The sequence below is a fragment of the Stenotrophomonas sp. genome (genome assembly GCF_035634915.1).
Lineage (GTDB): Bacteria > Pseudomonadota > Gammaproteobacteria > Xanthomonadales > Xanthomonadaceae > Stenotrophomonas.
The window spans coordinates 164,975-179,997 of sequence record NZ_DASQCB010000024.1 but is presented as its reverse complement, the minus strand read 5'-3'; the positions used below and the strand labels follow the sequence as shown (position 1 = coordinate 179,997).

The window sequence follows — 15,023 nt, the reverse complement described above, 5'->3', positions numbered from 1 at the left end:
CGGCACCACCGGCCAGGCCGGTGCGATCCGTCTGGGCATCGCCCGTGCGCTGGTCGAGTACGACGAAACCCTGAAGTCCGAGCTGCGCAAGGCTGGCTTCATGACCCGTGACGCCCGTGAAGTCGAGCGTAAGAAGGTCGGTCTGCACAAGGCCCGTCGCGCCACCCAGTTCTCCAAGCGCTGATCCATCGCGCCTGGGCGGGCTCCTTCGGGAGCCCGCTGGTTGGAAACGCAAAAGCCCGGCTTCGGCCGGGCTTTTGTCGTTTTGGGGGCGTGCATTGTAGGGGGTGGGGGTCAGAGCCTTTTCCTGCGGAAAAGGATCCGACCCCGGCGTTCTCTCTGGAGGGGGGGGGCTTGATGTGTTCAAGGGGGCGCGCCGACAGGCGCGGGGATAAGGTGGAATGCGCGACCGAATTAAAAAAGAAAAGGCCCGATCTTTCGATCGGGCCTTTTCTTTTTTAATTTGGCTGCCCCTGATGGATTCGAACCACCGATGCCTGAGTCAGAGTCAGGTGCCTTACCGCTTGGCTAAGGGGCAATGTAACGTGTAACTATTTTCTCACTTTTCACGCTGAAAAACAACTTGATTTTCAGTGTGGTGGCTATGGGTGGACTCGAACCACCGACCCCAGCATTATGAGTGCTGTGCTCTAACCGGCTGAGCTACATAGCCTTGGTGAGCCCGCTATTCTGCGCATGTGTATCGGGGCTGTCAACACTTTTGTGCCGAGCTTGTGGGCCGACAGACGGCATGGGATAGTCCTGACCAGTAGATTTTCTTAGGAGTCCGCATCGTGATCGATCCGGACGGCTATCGACCGAACGTCGGCATTGTGCTGATGCGGCAGGACGGGCAGGTGTTCTGGGCACGACGCGTGCGCCGGGATGGCTGGCAGTTCCCGCAGGGTGGGATGAACACCGACGAGACCCCGGTCGAAGCCATGTATCGTGAACTGCAGGAAGAGACCGGCCTGCTGCCCGAGCACGTAGAAGTGCTGGGGGCGACACCGGGTTGGCTGCGCTACAAGCTGCCGGCCCGGGCCATCCGCCGTAACGAGCGGCAGGTCTGCATCGGCCAGAAGCAGGTCTGGTTCCTGCTGCGCCTCACCGGCGATGAATCGCATGTGCGGCTGGACCATACCGACTCGCCGGAGTTCGACAACTGGCGCTGGGTCGATTTCTGGTACCCGGTCGAACATGTGGTGATGTTCAAGCGTGGGGTCTATGCGCGTGCCTTACGCCACCTGGCGCCGTTGGCGCGCGGCGTGGCCGGGCAGGGCGTGACCGCCATGCCCAAGACCGCGGCCGAGGCCTGGATGCCGGGCAATACCGCGGGCCACGACCGCCCGCGCAAGCGCCCGCGCAGCAAGGGCTACTGGCCACGCAAGGTGCAGGGCGACACACCCTCCAGCTGAGTGGATGAACGGTAGCGAGAATGGTTCAGGTCTCTGATTGACAACCATTCTCGTTTCCATTGAAATGGGCACCAGGCCGCTTCTGGCCTGTCAGCCCGGTTCCCGCCCGTGTACGTCTGCATCTGCAACGGAGTCACCGACCACCAGATCCGCGAGGCCGCCAGCCATGGCGTCACCACGGTGGGTGAGCTGACCATGCGTACCGGTTGCGGTGCCACCTGCGGTTCCTGCCTGGACATGGCCGGCGACCTGCTGGCCAAGGCGATGGCCACCCACGACCTGCCGCTGCCGTTGATTGGCCTGCAGGCTGCCTGAGGCCCCGTCCGCGCGGCATCGGCCGCAACAGGATCGGCCATACAGGCCAATGAACACGATTCGCGTTCCCTCACGCGCCGGCCAAAGCCGGTAGAGTGCGCCCGTCAACACGCACGGGAGCCAGCCATGAAAGGCGACGCCAAGGTCATCGAATTCCTCAACAAGGTCCTCTTCAACGAGCTGACCGCGATCAACCAGTACTTCCTGCACGCCAAGATGTTCAAGAACTGGGGCATCAAGGAACTGGCCGAGTACGAATACAAGGAATCGATCCATGCGATGAAGCGCGCCGATGCGCTGTCCGACCGCATCCTCTTCCTTGAAGGCCTGCCGAACTTCCAGGCGCTGGGCAAGCTGCGCATCGGCGAGAACCCGCCGGAAATGCTGCAGTGTGACCTGTCGCTGGAGCAGGACGCCGTGGCGGTGCTGCGCAACGCCGTGGCGCATGCCGATTCGGTGGGCGACTACGTGAGCCGCTCGTTGTTCACCAGCATCCTGGATGCCGAGGAAGAGCACATCGACTGGCTGGAAACCCAGCTGGACCTGGTCGAGCGTATCGGCGAGCCGAAGTACCTGCTGAGCAAGCTGGAAGACTGATCCGCCTGCGCGGGTAGAGTCGAGCTTGCTCGACTGCGATTGGCATGGCGATAGTCGAGCAAGCTCGACTCTACGGAAGAAGGCAGTCGAGCAAGATCGACGTTACCGTTCCTGGGTGAGGTAGCCGGTCAAGGCCACGCGTGCGCGGGCGAACTCGGCCACCAGCAGCGCTACCGCCACGGCGGGGCGCTGCAGGCTGCCCGCGCGGGCTTCATGCTCGATGCGCCGGGCCACCGCTGACAGCGACAGGGCGCCGACGTTGGCGCTGGATGATTTGAGACTGTGCGACAGCGCCTGCAGGCGCTCGATGTCGTTGGCCTGCGCGGCCTGCTGCAGGGCCTGCACGAGTGCTGGAGCATCCTCCAGGAACACGGAGACGATCTGCAGTGCGGCCGGGCCGATCACGCCCTGCAGTTCCTCAAGCACGCTGCGATCAAGCACTGGCTGTGGCGGAGTGTCCGCTTCGGGCGCGGGAGGTAGCGTTGAGCTTGCTCGACTGCTTTCTGCATGACGGCAGTCGAGCAAGCTCGACTCTACAGCTTCGGAAGCATCGCGGCAGTCAACAGCAGCGGGGGCCTGGCCCCAACGCTGCAGCAGCGCATGCAACGTTTCGCGGTTGATCGGCTTGGACAGGTAATCATCCATGCCCGCCTGCAGGCAGCGCTCGCGATCACCGGCCATGGCGTTGGCAGTCATGGCGATGATCGGCAGCCGCGCGAGCCCCTGCGCGGCCTCTTCGCTGCGCCATTGGCGGCTGGCGGCATAGCCATCGAGCACCGGCATCTGGCAATCCATCAGCACCACCTCGATGCCGCCCTGTCGCAGTGCGCGCAGGGCCTGCTCGCCGTCGTCGGCCAGCTGCACCTCGCACTGGAACACCCGCAGCAGTTGTTCGGCCACCATGCGGTTGACCGCGTTGTCTTCCACCAGCAGCACGCGCAGCCCCAACGGCGGCAGTGCTGCAGGAGCCTGGCCCTCTTCGGCCGCTGCCAGCAGTGCTGCCGGTCGCGCGCTGGCGGTCGGCGTGGCCAGCAGGGCATGCAGGGTGGCGTCGCTGAAATCACCTGGCAGCTGCTGCTGGCGCGCCTGCACCGGGGCGGGCGCGTCCTGCAGCCACAGTACCTGCAGCGTGTCCTCCGCGCCGCGCTCGGCCAGCGCCCGCAGCAGCGTGGATTCACCGCTACGGCGCTGGCGCGCGTCCACCAGCAGCCAGGCGGGCATGGGCTGGCCCGGGCGAGGGGCGGCACGCAGCCGCTCCAGCAGGGCATCGCGTTCTGCGAGCACCTGCACCGGCAGCCCGTGGTGGGCGGCGACCCGCTCCACGCGCGCCTGCAGCGCGACATCGGCGCTGTGCAGCAGCAGCGGTGAGGGCTCGCGCGCCCGTGCCGGCAGGTCGCCGGGAATCTTCAGCAGCGCAATCTCGAACCAGAACGTGGCGCCCTGTCCCGGCGTGGACTGCACGCCGATCCGGCCCTGCATCAGGTCGATGATGCGCTTGCAGATGGCCAGGCCCAGGCCGGTGCCACCGTACAGGCGGGTGGTGGAGGCATCGGCCTGGCTGAAGGACTGGAACAGCCGCGACTGCAGGGCAGGGTCGATGCCGATGCCGGTGTCGACGACTTCAAAACGCAGCTGGTGCTGGGCCGGGCCTTCGCCCAGGCGGCGCACGCGCAGCTGCACCTGGCCACGCGCGGTGAACTTGATGGCATTGGCCAGCAGATTGGTCAGCACCTGGCGCAGCCGCACCGGATCGCCGCGCACCGGCAGGCGCACGGCCGGGTCCAGCTGCAGGGCCAGTACCAGGCCCTTGGCTTCGGCGGCGCGCTGCAGCAGCTGCACCACGCCGTCCAGCAGTTCGCGCAGGTTGAAGCTGGTGATCTCCAGCTCCAGCGCCTGTGCTTCCAGCCGCGAGTAGTCGAGGATGTCATCGACGATGCGCAGCAGCTGCTGCGAACTGGCCGAGGCGGTGGCCAGCATCTGCCGCTGGTCATCCCCCAGTGGCCCGCGTGCGATCAGCTCCAGCATCGGCAGGATGCCGTTGAGCGGGGTGCGGATCTCATGGCTCATGGTGGCCAGGAACTCGCCCTTGGCCAGGGCGGCGGCCTCGGCGGCCTGCTTGGCCTGCAACAGCTGCTGCTCCAGCTGGCCCTGGCGCTCGGTGGTGCGGCGCAGCTGGTCGCGTTCGCTGGCCAGCACGGTGCGTTCGCGCTGCAGCGCTGCCAGCGCCTGGCCGCGTTGGCGCAGGCGCAGGCCGAGCGCCAGCGCCACGCCGGCCGCCAGCACCACCGCTGCCAGCAGCGCGACCGTCAGCGGCACTCAGAGCACCGCGTTGTGGAAGTCGAAGTTCAGGTCACTGCCAGCCGACTGCACCATGTTGCCCTGGATGAAGTCGACGCCGCCGACCCACATCGCAGCGGCCGCCTGCGGGTCTTCGATCTGCTGGCCGATGATCTGCAGGCCGGCAGCGTGTGCCCGCTCGATCGCCCGCCGCAGTTCCTCGCGCGTGCCGGGGTTGGAATGGCTGCTGGAGAAGCGTGCAGCCATGCGGACGAACGACAGCGGCAGGTGGGTGAGCAGGGCGTCGGCTTCGCTGCCGGGTTCGAACTGGCTGAGGCAGAAGCGCACGCCGGCCGCCGCCATGCGCTGGCAGAACTGCTGCAGTGGCACGGTGTGGATGAGCGCGTCAGGCAGGCGTACGTCGATCACCAGCGCGCTGCCGGGCAGGTCACGCTGCTGCAGCGATTCCAGCAGCCAATCGGCGAACGCATCACGCTGCAGGGTGCGCAGCGACTGCGAAACGAACAGGTTCAGCGGCTGGGTCGCGTGGCGGTAGAGGTCGAGCAGGCCCATCGCATGTTCCAGCACCTGCTGGTCGAGATCGGCGATGCGGCCGGCCGCTTCGGCCGCCGGGATGACCTGGCCGGCGGTGAGCACGGTGCCATCGGCCTGGCGCAGGCGCAGCAGCAGCTGGTACTGCGCGGTGTCGCCGCCGGCCACGGCGACGATTGGCTGGTAGGCCAGTTCCAGCTGGCCTTCCAGCAGCGCCAGGTGTTCCTCCCCGGTGGCTGCCTGGCGGTGCACGTGGCCGGCCACGCCGGCACTGAGCAGGCGCGCCTGCAGGGTGGTGCGTTCGATGGCTTCAAGGGCGCTGGTGGCATCGTCGAAGCCTGGCGACAGCGGCGCATAGCCGACCACGCCGCGCAGGTGCACCGACTCGTCGTCGCGGATGATGAAGGCGCGCGCGGACAGCTGTTCGCGCAGGGTCGCGGCGATGGCGTCCAGGCCCTCCTCGTCGGCATCGCGGGCCAGCAGCAGGAAGCTGTTGTCGTTCAGGCGCGCCAGCAGATGCGGATGGCCGGCCTCGGCAAGGCGCTGGCCGGCCTGCACCATCAGCCGCTCGAACGCGGCATAGCCATAGCGTTCGCGCAGGCCCAGCGCGCTGGAGATCTCCACGAAGAACACGCCGCCACGGTCGCGGTGTGCCAGCGCCGCGTTGAGCTGCTGCAGCACATGGTGGCGGGTGGGCAGGCCGGTTTCCGGGTTGCTGCTGGCCGGCACACCATTGGCGCCGGGCAGGGTGGCGGCCTGCGCGCGGGCGCGGCGGATGCGGTTGGCCACGGCCGCGATCAGGTGGCGCGGGCGGATCGGCTTGCTCAGGTAATCGTCGGCGCCGCTGTCGAGCACTTCGAACTGGCGCTCCGGGTCCGGGTCGCCACTGAGGAAGACGATGGGCAGCAGCTGCATGCCGGGCTGCTGGCGGATCAGGGCGGTCAGCCGCATGCCGTCAAGACCGGGCAGGTGCAGGTCCATCAGGATCAGATCGGGGCGCTGTTCACGGATGGCCTGCTGCACGCCGTCGGCGTCGGCCAGCACCACGGCCTGCATGCCTGCACCGTGCAGCACGCTCTGCGCGAACAGGGCCTGGGCGCGGTCGTCTTCGACGATCAGCACGCGGTAGGGCGAGTCGGCGGCGACCGGCGCGTCGTTGCTGTTGCCCGCTTCGTCGGCTGCAGGCGGCAGCGGAGGCGGCGGTGCCAGGTTGCTGGACGCCATGGCCGATACTTCGGACACGGATGCGGGATCAGCGGCGCCCGGCGCGCTGGCCCAGCGCTGCCAGTGGTCGGCCGGAGGGGTTTCGGCGCGACCCGGGCGGGCGCCCGCGGGGGATTCGTTTGCGGCCATCGGTGCTCCTGGTGTTCACGACCATTATGCGCCAAGCCCGGCGTTCAGCCGGTACGCGGTTGGCCGGGTGTGCCAGCTCCGCCGGCGCGGGCCAGCCAGCGCACGCCCTTCCACAGGGTGCGCCAGACCAGCCACACCAGCAGTGCACCTGCCAGGCTGCAGGCCAGCACCACCACCAGGGCGATCCACGGATGGGCCAGCGCCAGGGCCAGGCCACCGATCACCACGGTGTCCTCGGCGGCTGAGGCGACCCAGTTGCTGGCCGGTTCGGGCGAGGTGTTGAGCAGGGCGCGGGTGCCGGCCTTCAGCCCGTGGCTGGCCAGGGCGACGCCGGCGCCGGCCAGCAGGGTGCCGGTGCCCAGCTGGCCATCGGGCGACAGCGTCGCGGCGGCGAGGAACGCGCCGGCCGGGACCCGGGCCAGGGTCTGCAGCAGGTCCCAGATGGAATCCACGCCGGGAATCTTGTCGGCGAAGAATTCGGCAATGGCCAGCACCGCCGAGGTGCCCAGCACCCACCACGATTCGGTGGCCTGCAGGGCCGGCGGCAGGTCGACCCAGCCGAGCAGGCCAGCCAGGCCGACGCCGAACACGGTGAGGTACACGCGGATGCCGGCCAGCCAGGCCAGCAGGATGCCGATCACGAACAGGTGGGCTTCGGTCATGGCGGGCTCCGGCGACGGAACTGTGCGGGGTGCCACACTATCGGCGATGACGTGGCTGAACACCACCGCCAGCTACCGGCCGTCATCGGGGAATGCCGCCGTTCCTGTCATACACTAGCCCGTCGCTTGCTACAGGGGCCGTGCTGGTGTCGCCATTGCGAGTCCACGGAGACTACCCATGAACAACCGCCCACCGATGCGCGTGCAGGTCCGCCTGCCGGGCGCGAACCCGCCCCCGGTCGACCGGCGGCGCCTGCTGGTCATCGCCGGCATCTGGCTGCTCAGCCTGGTGCTGGCGGTGCTGGGCGGCTGCTGGCTGGGCGCGCCGCGCGACGCCCAGGGCCAGCGCCTCCAGGCGGCCGAGAAGCACGCCGACACCCTGCAGGCACAGCTGACCGAACTGCGCCAGAAGCAGGCCACGCTGGAAGCCTCCGACCGCATCAGCCGCGCGGCCAACACCGAGGTGCAGTCCTCGCTGGCCGAGCGCGACGAAGAGATCGCCGGCCTGCGTGCCGATGTGGCTTTCTACGAGCGCCTGGTCGGCTCGACCAGCCAGCGCAAGGGCCTGAACACCCATTCGATCGAGTTCAGCCCCGAATCGGCCGGCACCTGGCAGTACGCCGTGGTGCTGACCCAGAACCTCAACCGCGGGGCCATCAGCCAAGGGCAGATGCGCTTCACCGTCGAGGGTGTGAAGAACGGCAAACTGGCCACGATCAGCTGGGATGAGCTGCACCAGCGCAGCAAGGTGCCGGGACAGGATTACTCGTTCCGGTACTTCCAGCAGCTCACCGGCAGCGTGATGCTGCCGGCAGACTTCACCCCGCAACGGGTGCGGGTGACACTGGGGAGTGGTGCAGGGGGCACCACGCAGGTATTTGACTGGAAACAGGCCGGCGCACCGGCCAGCAAAGGGGAGTAGGCAGATGTTCGGAAACAGCAAATCCAGCCGTGATGGCCAGTTGGTGGTGGATGCCCTGATCGGCAACCAGGTGGTGATCCGCGGTGATGTGGAATTCAGTGGTGGCCTGTACGTGGAAGGCCGCATCCATGGCAAGGTGATCGCCCAGGAAGGTGCCAGCGGCGCAACCCTGACGGTGGCCGAGCATGGGGTCATCGAAGGCGAGATCCGCGCCCAGGTGGTGGTCATCAGCGGCCGCCTGGATGGCGACGTGCATGCCAGCGAAAAGGTCGAGCTGACCCCGAGCGCGCGGGTCAACGGCAATGTCCACTACCAGGTGGTGGAAATGAACGCCGGCGCCCAGCTGAATGGCCGCCTGATCCACGCCAGCAGCCCGGTTGCGGCCCTGCCGGCGCCGGAAGGCGAAGGCGAGGCGGCTGAAGGCAAGGGCGGCACCGCCGCGCGCCGCAAGCTGGCCGAGGCGATGGCTTGAAAGCCATCCCCGGCGCCCCCATGCTGGGGCCATGAGCACGTTAGTTTCCCTGCCCGGCGCCACGCCGGCCGCCGCTCCCGACTACCAGTCGCTGGAGCGGCCGCTGAACTTCACCGAATCGGCCGCGGCCAAGGTGAAGGAACTGATCCAGGACGAGGGCAACCCCGACCTGTCGTTGCGTGTGTACATCGAGGGCGGTGGCTGTTCGGGCTTCCAGTACGGTTTCGAGTTCGACGAGAACCGCGCCGAGGATGATCTGGCGGTGCAGACCAGCGGGGTCACCCTGCTGGTCGATCCGCTGAGCCTGCAGTACCTGATGGGCGCCGAGGTGGACTACACCGAGAGCCTGACCGGTGCGCAGTTCGTGATCCGCAACCCGAACGCGAAGACCACCTGCGGCTGCGGCAGCAGCTTCAGCATGTAAATGCCGGGCGCGGGGCCGATGCCCTGCGCGACAGTTGCGCGCAACGCCGACGGATTGCGCACAGCGCCGACCTTGCCACCTGCGGCAATTGGCGGCAGGCTTGTCGGATGCCCAATACTCCTTCGCCGCTTTCCGGTTTCGCCTTCGTGGCCGAGCCGCTCGAGCGCGCCGATGCCCTGCGCGATGATGCCGATGCCCTGGCACGCCTGTGGCCGGATGCGCGCATTCTTGTCCTGGACCAGGACGGCACCGCCTTCACCGGTGAAGACGACCAGCCGGTCGCGCTGACCGGCGCCGACATCGGCGGTGGCCCCGGTTCGGCCATCTTCCTCGGCCTGCGCGCAGGCCAGGCCTGGTTTTCCGTCGAAGCCGCCAACGTCACCCAGAGCGCACCGCGCCGGCTGGACCTGCGCCAGGCGGCGCTGCTGTGGAGCGTGGCCGACGCCACCGCCTTCAGCTACGCCCGCGGCATGTCCTACTGGCATTCGCGCACCCGCTTCTGCGGGGTGTGCGGCGGCGCGGTGGCGTTCGCCCGCGGCGGCTTCGTCGGCCGCTGCGCGCAGTGTTCCACCGAGCACTACCCGCGGGTCGATCCGGCGGTGATCGTGGCGGTGGAAAACCAGGGGCGCCTGTTGCTGGGCCGCCAGTCGAACTGGGCCCCGCGCCGCTACTCGGTGCTGGCCGGCTTCGTTGAACCCGGTGAAACCTTCGAGCAGACCGTGGCGCGCGAAGTGCACGAAGAGAGCAAGGTGCGGGTGACTGCCTGCCAGTACCTCGGCTCGCAGCCGTGGCCGTTCCCCGGCGCGTTGATGGTGGGGTTCGGTGCGCAGGCGCACGACGACGTGCCGACCGTCGATGGTGAGCTGGAAGATGCACGCTGGTTCACAGCCGACGAGGTGGGCGCTGCGTTGGCACGTGACGTCGAGGATGATGGCGAAGGCATCCGCCTGTCGCCGCCGGTTTCAATCTCGCGCGGCCTGATCGAACACTGGTATCGGCAGCAGCGGGGCTGAGGGTCGCTGCTGTGCTGGCGCGCGCCGGTGGCAGCATTGCCGCCACCTGAACACGCGTCGGGTTACAGTGGGTTTCACTGCTGAACGCGCCGCTGCCACAGGTAAGGTAGCGGCGCAGAACGCTTGTTCGTCGGGAGACCTGCCATGTTCACCACCCTGGTCGCCGTGTTGGTGGCGCTGGCCCTGGGCCACGTTGCCCCGGCTGCTGCCGCCTCGCTGCGCCGTTTCGACGGTTTCCGGCGCTGGCTGGGCTGGTTGGACGCGCATGGCGGACGGGCATGGCAGGGAGCGGCCGGGGTGGCGCTTGCGATCGTGCCGCCGCTGCTGCTGATGGCGCTGCTGGCCTGGATGCTGCGCGGGGTGCTGTTCGGCCTGCCCGGCCTGCTGCTGGGCGTGGCGGTGCTGGCCTGGTGCTGGGGCCCGCGCGACCTGGACCGCGATATCGAAGCCATCATTGATGCCGACGATGCGGCGAGCCGCCAGGCCGCGGCGCGTAACCTGCAGGCGGCCGGTGGCAGCCTGCGCGAGGACGTGCCTTCGCTGGTCGAGGCGACCGTCCTCAACGCACTGCGGCGCTGGTTCGCGGTGCTGTTCTGGTTCCTGCTGCTGGGCCCGGTCGGTGCCCTGGGCTATCGCCTGCTGGCGCTGATGGCCGAAAGCCCGATGCGCGCGCGGGTGCCGGTGGAGCCGCTGGCGCTGGCACAGCGCCTGCTGGCCTGGATCGAATGGCCGGTGGCTCAGCTGATGGCGTTCTCGATGGCGCTGGTCGGCAACTTCGACACGGCGTGGAAGGCGTGGCGGCAGGCCCATGGCGAGCGCCTGGCCGGTGACATCGGCTTCCTCGGTGCGGTGGCGCGGGCCAGCGTGAATGCCGAGCTGCGCGAAGAAGCGCATGACTACACCGAAGTGGGCCTGTTGCCGGTGTGGCAGCGGCTGCCGGACCTGCGCGATGCGATGAGCCTGGTGTGGCGGATGCTGCTGCTGTGGTTGGCGGTGCTGGCGCTGCTGGTGATTGCCGGCTGGGTGACCTAGGCGATCCACGCCGTGCGTGGACGGGCTGTAACCGGGTCCCGGCGACGCCGGGATGTGCCAACCAAGGTTGGCACCTACCAGAGCGGGGCGGTAGATCCACGCCATGCGTGGATGGCGTGCGTGCGATCCGACCCCGTGTCCGCACTACGCCGCGCCGCTGTCTTCGAAATCCAGGTAATCCTCGTGCAGGCCCTGCACCAGGCGGCCGGTCGGTTCGTCGTCGGCGCCGGTTTCCATCAGCACCCAGCCGGGCATGCCGTCTTCGCGCATCGCCGGACCTTCGTCCACGGCCATCACGAAGCTGTTGCCCAGCGCCTTGCCGTAGGCACGCAGCAGCACGTGCAGGGCCTGCGGATCCACCGCACCGCGCAGCGCCGCCAGCGTGTGTTCCAGTTCCGGGCGATCAAACAGCGCCTCGGACAACGCGCCGTCCACATCATCGGCCAGCGCGTGCACATCGCGCAGCATCAGGAAGCGCGCGAACTGCGGCAGGTCCTCGCCCAGTTCGCTGTTCACCCAGCTGCGCGGATCAAGGCAGCCAGCCGCCTTCATGGCCGCGGTCAATTCATCACGTCGATCAGTCATCGCACCAGCATAGCCGAGCGCAGCGTCAGTCGACTGACAGTCGACGCTACCTATACCGGTGCCAGCGCGGTGAACGGTGCCCACGGCAGATTGCGCAGCAGCGCATACCCGGGCAGCACCCACAGCCAGAATTTCGGATTGGCCAGCAGCCGCATCAACGGGTCGAGCACCTTCGGGCGCACGCCGGCGGTGTGCAGCAGCATCAGAAACAGAAGGGGCAGGACAATGACCATCAGCGGGTTCATTGCCATGGCGCCGGGCAGGTCGAAGTGGACCAGGGAGTACAGGCAGCGCGTGCTGCCGCAGCCAGGGCAGTACAAGCCGGTCAGCGCGTACAGCGGGCAGCTCGGCAGCGGGTTGCCGGCGACGTACGGGTTGACGTGGCGCAGCACCACCGCAGCACCGGCAGCCAGCCCGGACGAGGCCAGCAGCGGCGCCCAGCGGGCCAGGCGTGATTGAGCGGGGGCGACGTACATGTGGGGTCGGGATCCGGCATTGCGCCGGATCCCGTGCACGGCATCAGTAGCCGCTGTTGCTCATGGCGCCGATGCCGCCCATGACAACGAAGAACAGCACATACAGGACGACGAGGATCAGCCAGGCGATGGCCGACCACATGGCCCACTTCTTGGCCTTGTCCGCCGATTCCTGGGCACCGGCGACGTCACCGGCGGCCAGCTTGCCGTTGACCTGTGCGGCGTAGACGATCGACACGATGCCGAGCGGCAGGCAGCACAGCAGGGTGGACAGGATGGCCCAGACCAGATTGTTCGGGATGTACGGGGTGGTGGTGTTCATGGTGCGAATGCCTCGTTGGGTGGTGGTAGTGGTGAATCAATGTTCGGAAAGAGCGCCCAGCACGGCGAGACCGCCGAACAGCCCGAGCCACAACAGAAACAGGACCGGCAGGGCGACAGCGGAAGCCACTGCCCACCAGCCCGCCTTACGCGACGCCGCGTAGGCCCCCGGCAGATCATCGGCGGCGCGCAGACCGTCGACCTGGGAGGCATACACGATCGACACCACGCCCAGCGGCAGGCAGCAGAACAGCGTGGTCAGAATCGCCCAGACCAGATGGTTGGGGATGTAGACCGGGCGGCTGAGCGATGGTGGTTGATTCAAAGCAAGACTCCATTCCCTTGGTGGTCGACCCGCAGCGCGCAGGCCGGACCTCCCCCTTTGGGTGGGTAATCTACCGCAAGCGACGCCGTATGTATGCGTTTACATGCCCGCCACGCCTGGGCTGGCGCTGTACGCCAGCCTGTCCGGCCACCGCGGTGTCAGCACCGCCCTGCCTCAGGCGTGGTCGCCGCGCAGGGCGCGGACCTGCGCTTCCAGCGTGGGCGCATCGGTGCTGCGGCCGTCCACGGGCGCGGCGGCCACCACCTGCACCGTGGCGCGGAATCGCCGCGGCACGCGCATGCGGCCCAGGCGCGTGTCGCGCCGGCTCCACATGCTCGACCACATGCCACGCAGGGCCATCGGCACCACCGGCACCGGCCGGCGTTCGAGGATCTTCTCCACGCCGGATTTGAACGGTGCCATCGTGCCGTCCCTGGTCAGTGCGCCTTCGGGGAAGATGCAGACCAGTTCGCCCTCGGCCAACGCCGCATCGATTTCATCGAACGCGCGCTGCATCAGCGCCGGGTCTTCGCGTGCACCGGCGATGGGTATGGCCTTGGCCGTGCGGAAGATCCAGCGCATCACCGGGATGTTGAAGATCTTGTAGTACATGACGAAGCGCGCCGGGCGCGGGATCGTCGCCGACAGGATCAGCGCGTCCATGTAGCTGACGTGGTTGCAGACCAGCAGCGCGGCGCCCTCATCGGGCACGTTGGCCTCGATGCCGTGCGGGCGCAGCCGGTACAGCGTACGCACCATCACCCAGCTGAGGAACCGCATCAGGAATTCGGGGACGATGGTGAAGATGTAGATCGCCACGATGGCATTGGCGATGGCCAGGGCCAGGAACAGCTGCGGAATGGTGACGCCCAGCTTGCTGGCGGCCAGGCCGATCAACGCCGCCGCCACGATGAAACCGGAGTTCTGGATGTTCAGCGCGGCGAACACGCGCGACATCTCCGCCCTCGGCGTGCGGCTCTGGATGAGCGCGAACAGTGGCACCACGAAGAAGCCGGTGAACAGGCCGATGCCGACCAGATCGATGATGATGCGCACACTTCCCGCTGCATGCACGAACTGCGACAGCGACAGCCCCTGCGCGGTGGCCACGCCGGCACGGGCAAAGTACAGGTCGAGCAGGAAGGCGGTCATGCCGAACGCACCCAGCGGCACCAGGCCGATTTCCACGGTGCGCCCCGACAGCTTTTCGCACAGCAGCGAGCCGACGCCGGTACCGACCGAGAACAGGGCCAGGGCGAAGATGTACAGCGTGGGTTCGCCGCCGAGGTTGACCACTGCGTAACTGGGCAGCTGCGAGGTGAGGATGGTGCCGACGAACCAGAACCAGGACACGCCGAGGATGGCGTTGCGCACCGCCTTCTGCTTGCGCGCCATGCGCAGCACGGCCAGCGATTCGGGCAGCGGGTTCCAGTTGATCTTCAGGTCCGGCGCGCCGGCATCGACGCGCGGAATCATGCGCGCGGCCACGTTGCCGCAGACGGCCAGCAGCACCACGGCGGTGGCGGCCACGGTGGGGCCGTGGCTGCCCGCCAGGGTGAAGATGAGGCCACCGAAGATCATGCCGGTGAGGATGGACAGCGAGGTGCCCATTTCCACCAGGCCGTTGCCGCCGGTCAGCTCCTCGGGGCGCAGCACCGAGGGCAGTACCGAATACTTCACCGGCCCGAACAGGGTCGACTGCAGGCCGGTGCAGAACAGGGCCACCAGCAGCACGCCCATGTGCTGGGTGAAGAAGCCGATGCCGGCCAGCGACATGATCACGATCTCCATGGTGGTGGTGATCACGATCAGTCGCGATTTCTCCAGCTTGTCGGCAATCTGCCCGGCCAGCGCGGAGAACAGGAAGTAGGGCAGGATGAAGATGGCCGGTGCCAGGTTGGTGTACAGCGAGCGCTCGGCCTCGGACACCCCCAGGTAGAACAACAGGCCGATGATCGCCTGTCGGTACACGTTGTCATTGAAGGCGCCCAGCGACTGCACTATGAAGAACGGCAGGAAACGGCGCTGGCGCAGCAGGGCGAACTGGTTGTGACCGGACATGGAACCTCCTTGACCGGCGCAGCCTAGCATCCCTGCCTGCACGGCGGGTGCGGGGTGGCCATGCGAAGCCTTGGCGCTCTGCCCGAGCGATCCCGCGATGCTGTCACGATGCCCGCGCCGCACGTTGCCGCGATGCGGTCCGTCGTAGAGTCGAGCTTGCTCGACTGCTGTTGGCAGAACAGTCGAGCAAGCTCGACTCTACAGGCACAGGCACCCGCCTC

General features: G+C 67.8%; 17 protein-coding genes and 2 tRNA genes. 9 read left to right on the top strand and 10 right to left on the bottom strand.

Going from position 1 to position 15,023, the window contains the following annotated elements; all coding sequences use genetic code 11:
* A partial coding sequence (rpsI, locus tag VER16_RS19250) for a 30S ribosomal protein S9 (protein ID WP_324810891.1) occupies positions 1-184 on the top strand: 184 nt, incomplete at its 5' end.
* Positions 185-464: 280 nt separating this feature from the next.
* Here rpsI and VER16_RS19245 read toward each other — a convergent pair.
* Together VER16_RS19245 and VER16_RS19240 are read right to left on the bottom strand one after the other, a co-directional pair.
* Positions 465-538: transfer RNA gene (locus VER16_RS19245), tRNA-Gln, on the bottom strand.
* A gap of 58 nt (positions 539-596) precedes the next feature.
* Positions 597-673 (bottom strand) — tRNA-Met (locus VER16_RS19240).
* A gap of 121 nt (positions 674-794) precedes the next feature.
* On the opposite strand from VER16_RS19240, the gene VER16_RS19235 reads away from it, so the two are divergent.
* From VER16_RS19235 to bfr, 3 genes are all read left to right on the top strand, one after another.
* Complete coding sequence (locus VER16_RS19235) at positions 795-1,415, top strand: RNA pyrophosphohydrolase (protein ID WP_324810889.1); 621 nt, start codon at positions 795-797, stop codon at positions 1,413-1,415.
* Between the two features lie 108 nt (positions 1,416-1,523).
* On the top strand, positions 1,524-1,730 hold the full coding sequence (locus VER16_RS19230) for a bacterioferritin-associated ferredoxin (protein WP_324810887.1): 207 nt from the start codon (positions 1,524-1,526) through the stop codon (positions 1,728-1,730).
* A gap of 126 nt (positions 1,731-1,856) precedes the next feature.
* Positions 1,857-2,327, top strand: coding sequence for a bacterioferritin (bfr, locus tag VER16_RS19225; protein ID WP_324810885.1), 471 nt, complete (start codon positions 1,857-1,859; stop codon positions 2,325-2,327).
* Between the two features lie 102 nt (positions 2,328-2,429).
* On the opposite strand, the gene VER16_RS19220 is transcribed toward bfr, so the two are convergent.
* The 3 genes from VER16_RS19220 to VER16_RS19210 are packed head-to-tail and all read right to left on the bottom strand — an operon-like array spanning position 2,430 to position 7,171.
* On the bottom strand, positions 2,430-4,643 hold the full coding sequence (locus VER16_RS19220) for a hybrid sensor histidine kinase/response regulator (protein ID WP_324810883.1): 2,214 nt from the start codon (positions 4,641-4,643) through the stop codon (positions 2,430-2,432).
* The gene (locus VER16_RS19215) at positions 4,644-6,509 is read right to left on the bottom strand and encodes an EAL domain-containing protein (RefSeq protein WP_324810881.1); all 1,866 of its coding nucleotides are present in this window, start codon (positions 6,507-6,509) and stop codon (positions 4,644-4,646) included.
* A 44-nt stretch (positions 6,510-6,553) separates the two neighbouring features.
* Positions 6,554-7,171, bottom strand: coding sequence for a DUF4126 domain-containing protein (locus tag VER16_RS19210; protein ID WP_324810879.1), 618 nt, complete (start codon positions 7,169-7,171; stop codon positions 6,554-6,556).
* Between the two features lie 178 nt (positions 7,172-7,349).
* Here VER16_RS19210 and VER16_RS19205 point away from each other — a divergent pair, with 178 nt between their 5' ends.
* The 5 genes from VER16_RS19205 (at position 7,350) to ampE (ending at position 11,034) form a co-directional block, all read left to right on the top strand.
* The gene (locus VER16_RS19205; protein WP_324810877.1) at positions 7,350-8,093 is read left to right on the top strand and encodes a DUF6776 family protein; all 744 of its coding nucleotides are present in this window, start codon (positions 7,350-7,352) and stop codon (positions 8,091-8,093) included.
* Between the two features lie 4 nt (positions 8,094-8,097).
* Positions 8,098-8,565 (top strand): bactofilin family protein, encoded by a 468-nt coding sequence (locus VER16_RS19200; protein WP_108747526.1) that lies wholly within the window; start codon positions 8,098-8,100, stop codon positions 8,563-8,565.
* Between the two features lie 31 nt (positions 8,566-8,596).
* Positions 8,597-8,989: an iron-sulfur cluster insertion protein ErpA gene (erpA, locus tag VER16_RS19195; protein ID WP_079223859.1), complete on the top strand. Its 393-nt coding sequence runs from the start codon at positions 8,597-8,599 to the stop codon at positions 8,987-8,989.
* 107 nt (positions 8,990-9,096) lie between these two features.
* A complete protein-coding gene (nudC, locus tag VER16_RS19190; RefSeq protein ID WP_324810874.1) occupies positions 9,097-10,002 on the top strand; it encodes an NAD(+) diphosphatase in 906 nt (301 codons plus the stop codon).
* A 144-nt stretch (positions 10,003-10,146) separates the two neighbouring features.
* A complete protein-coding gene (gene ampE, locus VER16_RS19185; protein ID WP_324810872.1) occupies positions 10,147-11,034 on the top strand; it encodes a regulatory signaling modulator protein AmpE in 888 nt (295 codons plus the stop codon).
* Positions 11,035-11,178: 144 nt separating this feature from the next.
* Here ampE and VER16_RS19180 read toward each other — a convergent pair whose 3' ends face one another.
* From VER16_RS19180 to VER16_RS19160, 5 genes are all read right to left on the bottom strand, one after another.
* Positions 11,179-11,619, bottom strand: a complete 441-nt coding sequence (locus VER16_RS19180; RefSeq protein WP_324810870.1) for a hypothetical protein — start codon at positions 11,617-11,619, stop codon at positions 11,179-11,181.
* A 50-nt stretch (positions 11,620-11,669) separates the two neighbouring features.
* A complete protein-coding gene (locus VER16_RS19175; protein WP_324810868.1) occupies positions 11,670-12,095 on the bottom strand; it encodes a DUF2752 domain-containing protein in 426 nt (141 codons plus the stop codon).
* A gap of 43 nt (positions 12,096-12,138) precedes the next feature.
* Positions 12,139-12,417 carry a CD225/dispanin family protein gene (locus tag VER16_RS19170; RefSeq protein ID WP_324810866.1) on the bottom strand — a complete coding sequence of 93 codons (279 nt, stop codon included), beginning with the start codon at positions 12,415-12,417 and terminating at the stop codon, positions 12,139-12,141.
* Between the two features lie 36 nt (positions 12,418-12,453).
* On the bottom strand, positions 12,454-12,741 hold the full coding sequence (locus VER16_RS19165) for a CD225/dispanin family protein (RefSeq protein WP_116862760.1): 288 nt from the start codon (positions 12,739-12,741) through the stop codon (positions 12,454-12,456).
* A gap of 174 nt (positions 12,742-12,915) precedes the next feature.
* The gene (locus VER16_RS19160) at positions 12,916-14,802 is read right to left on the bottom strand and encodes an MFS transporter (RefSeq protein ID WP_324810862.1); all 1,887 of its coding nucleotides are present in this window, start codon (positions 14,800-14,802) and stop codon (positions 12,916-12,918) included.
* Between the last annotated feature and the right edge of the window lie 221 nt (positions 14,803-15,023).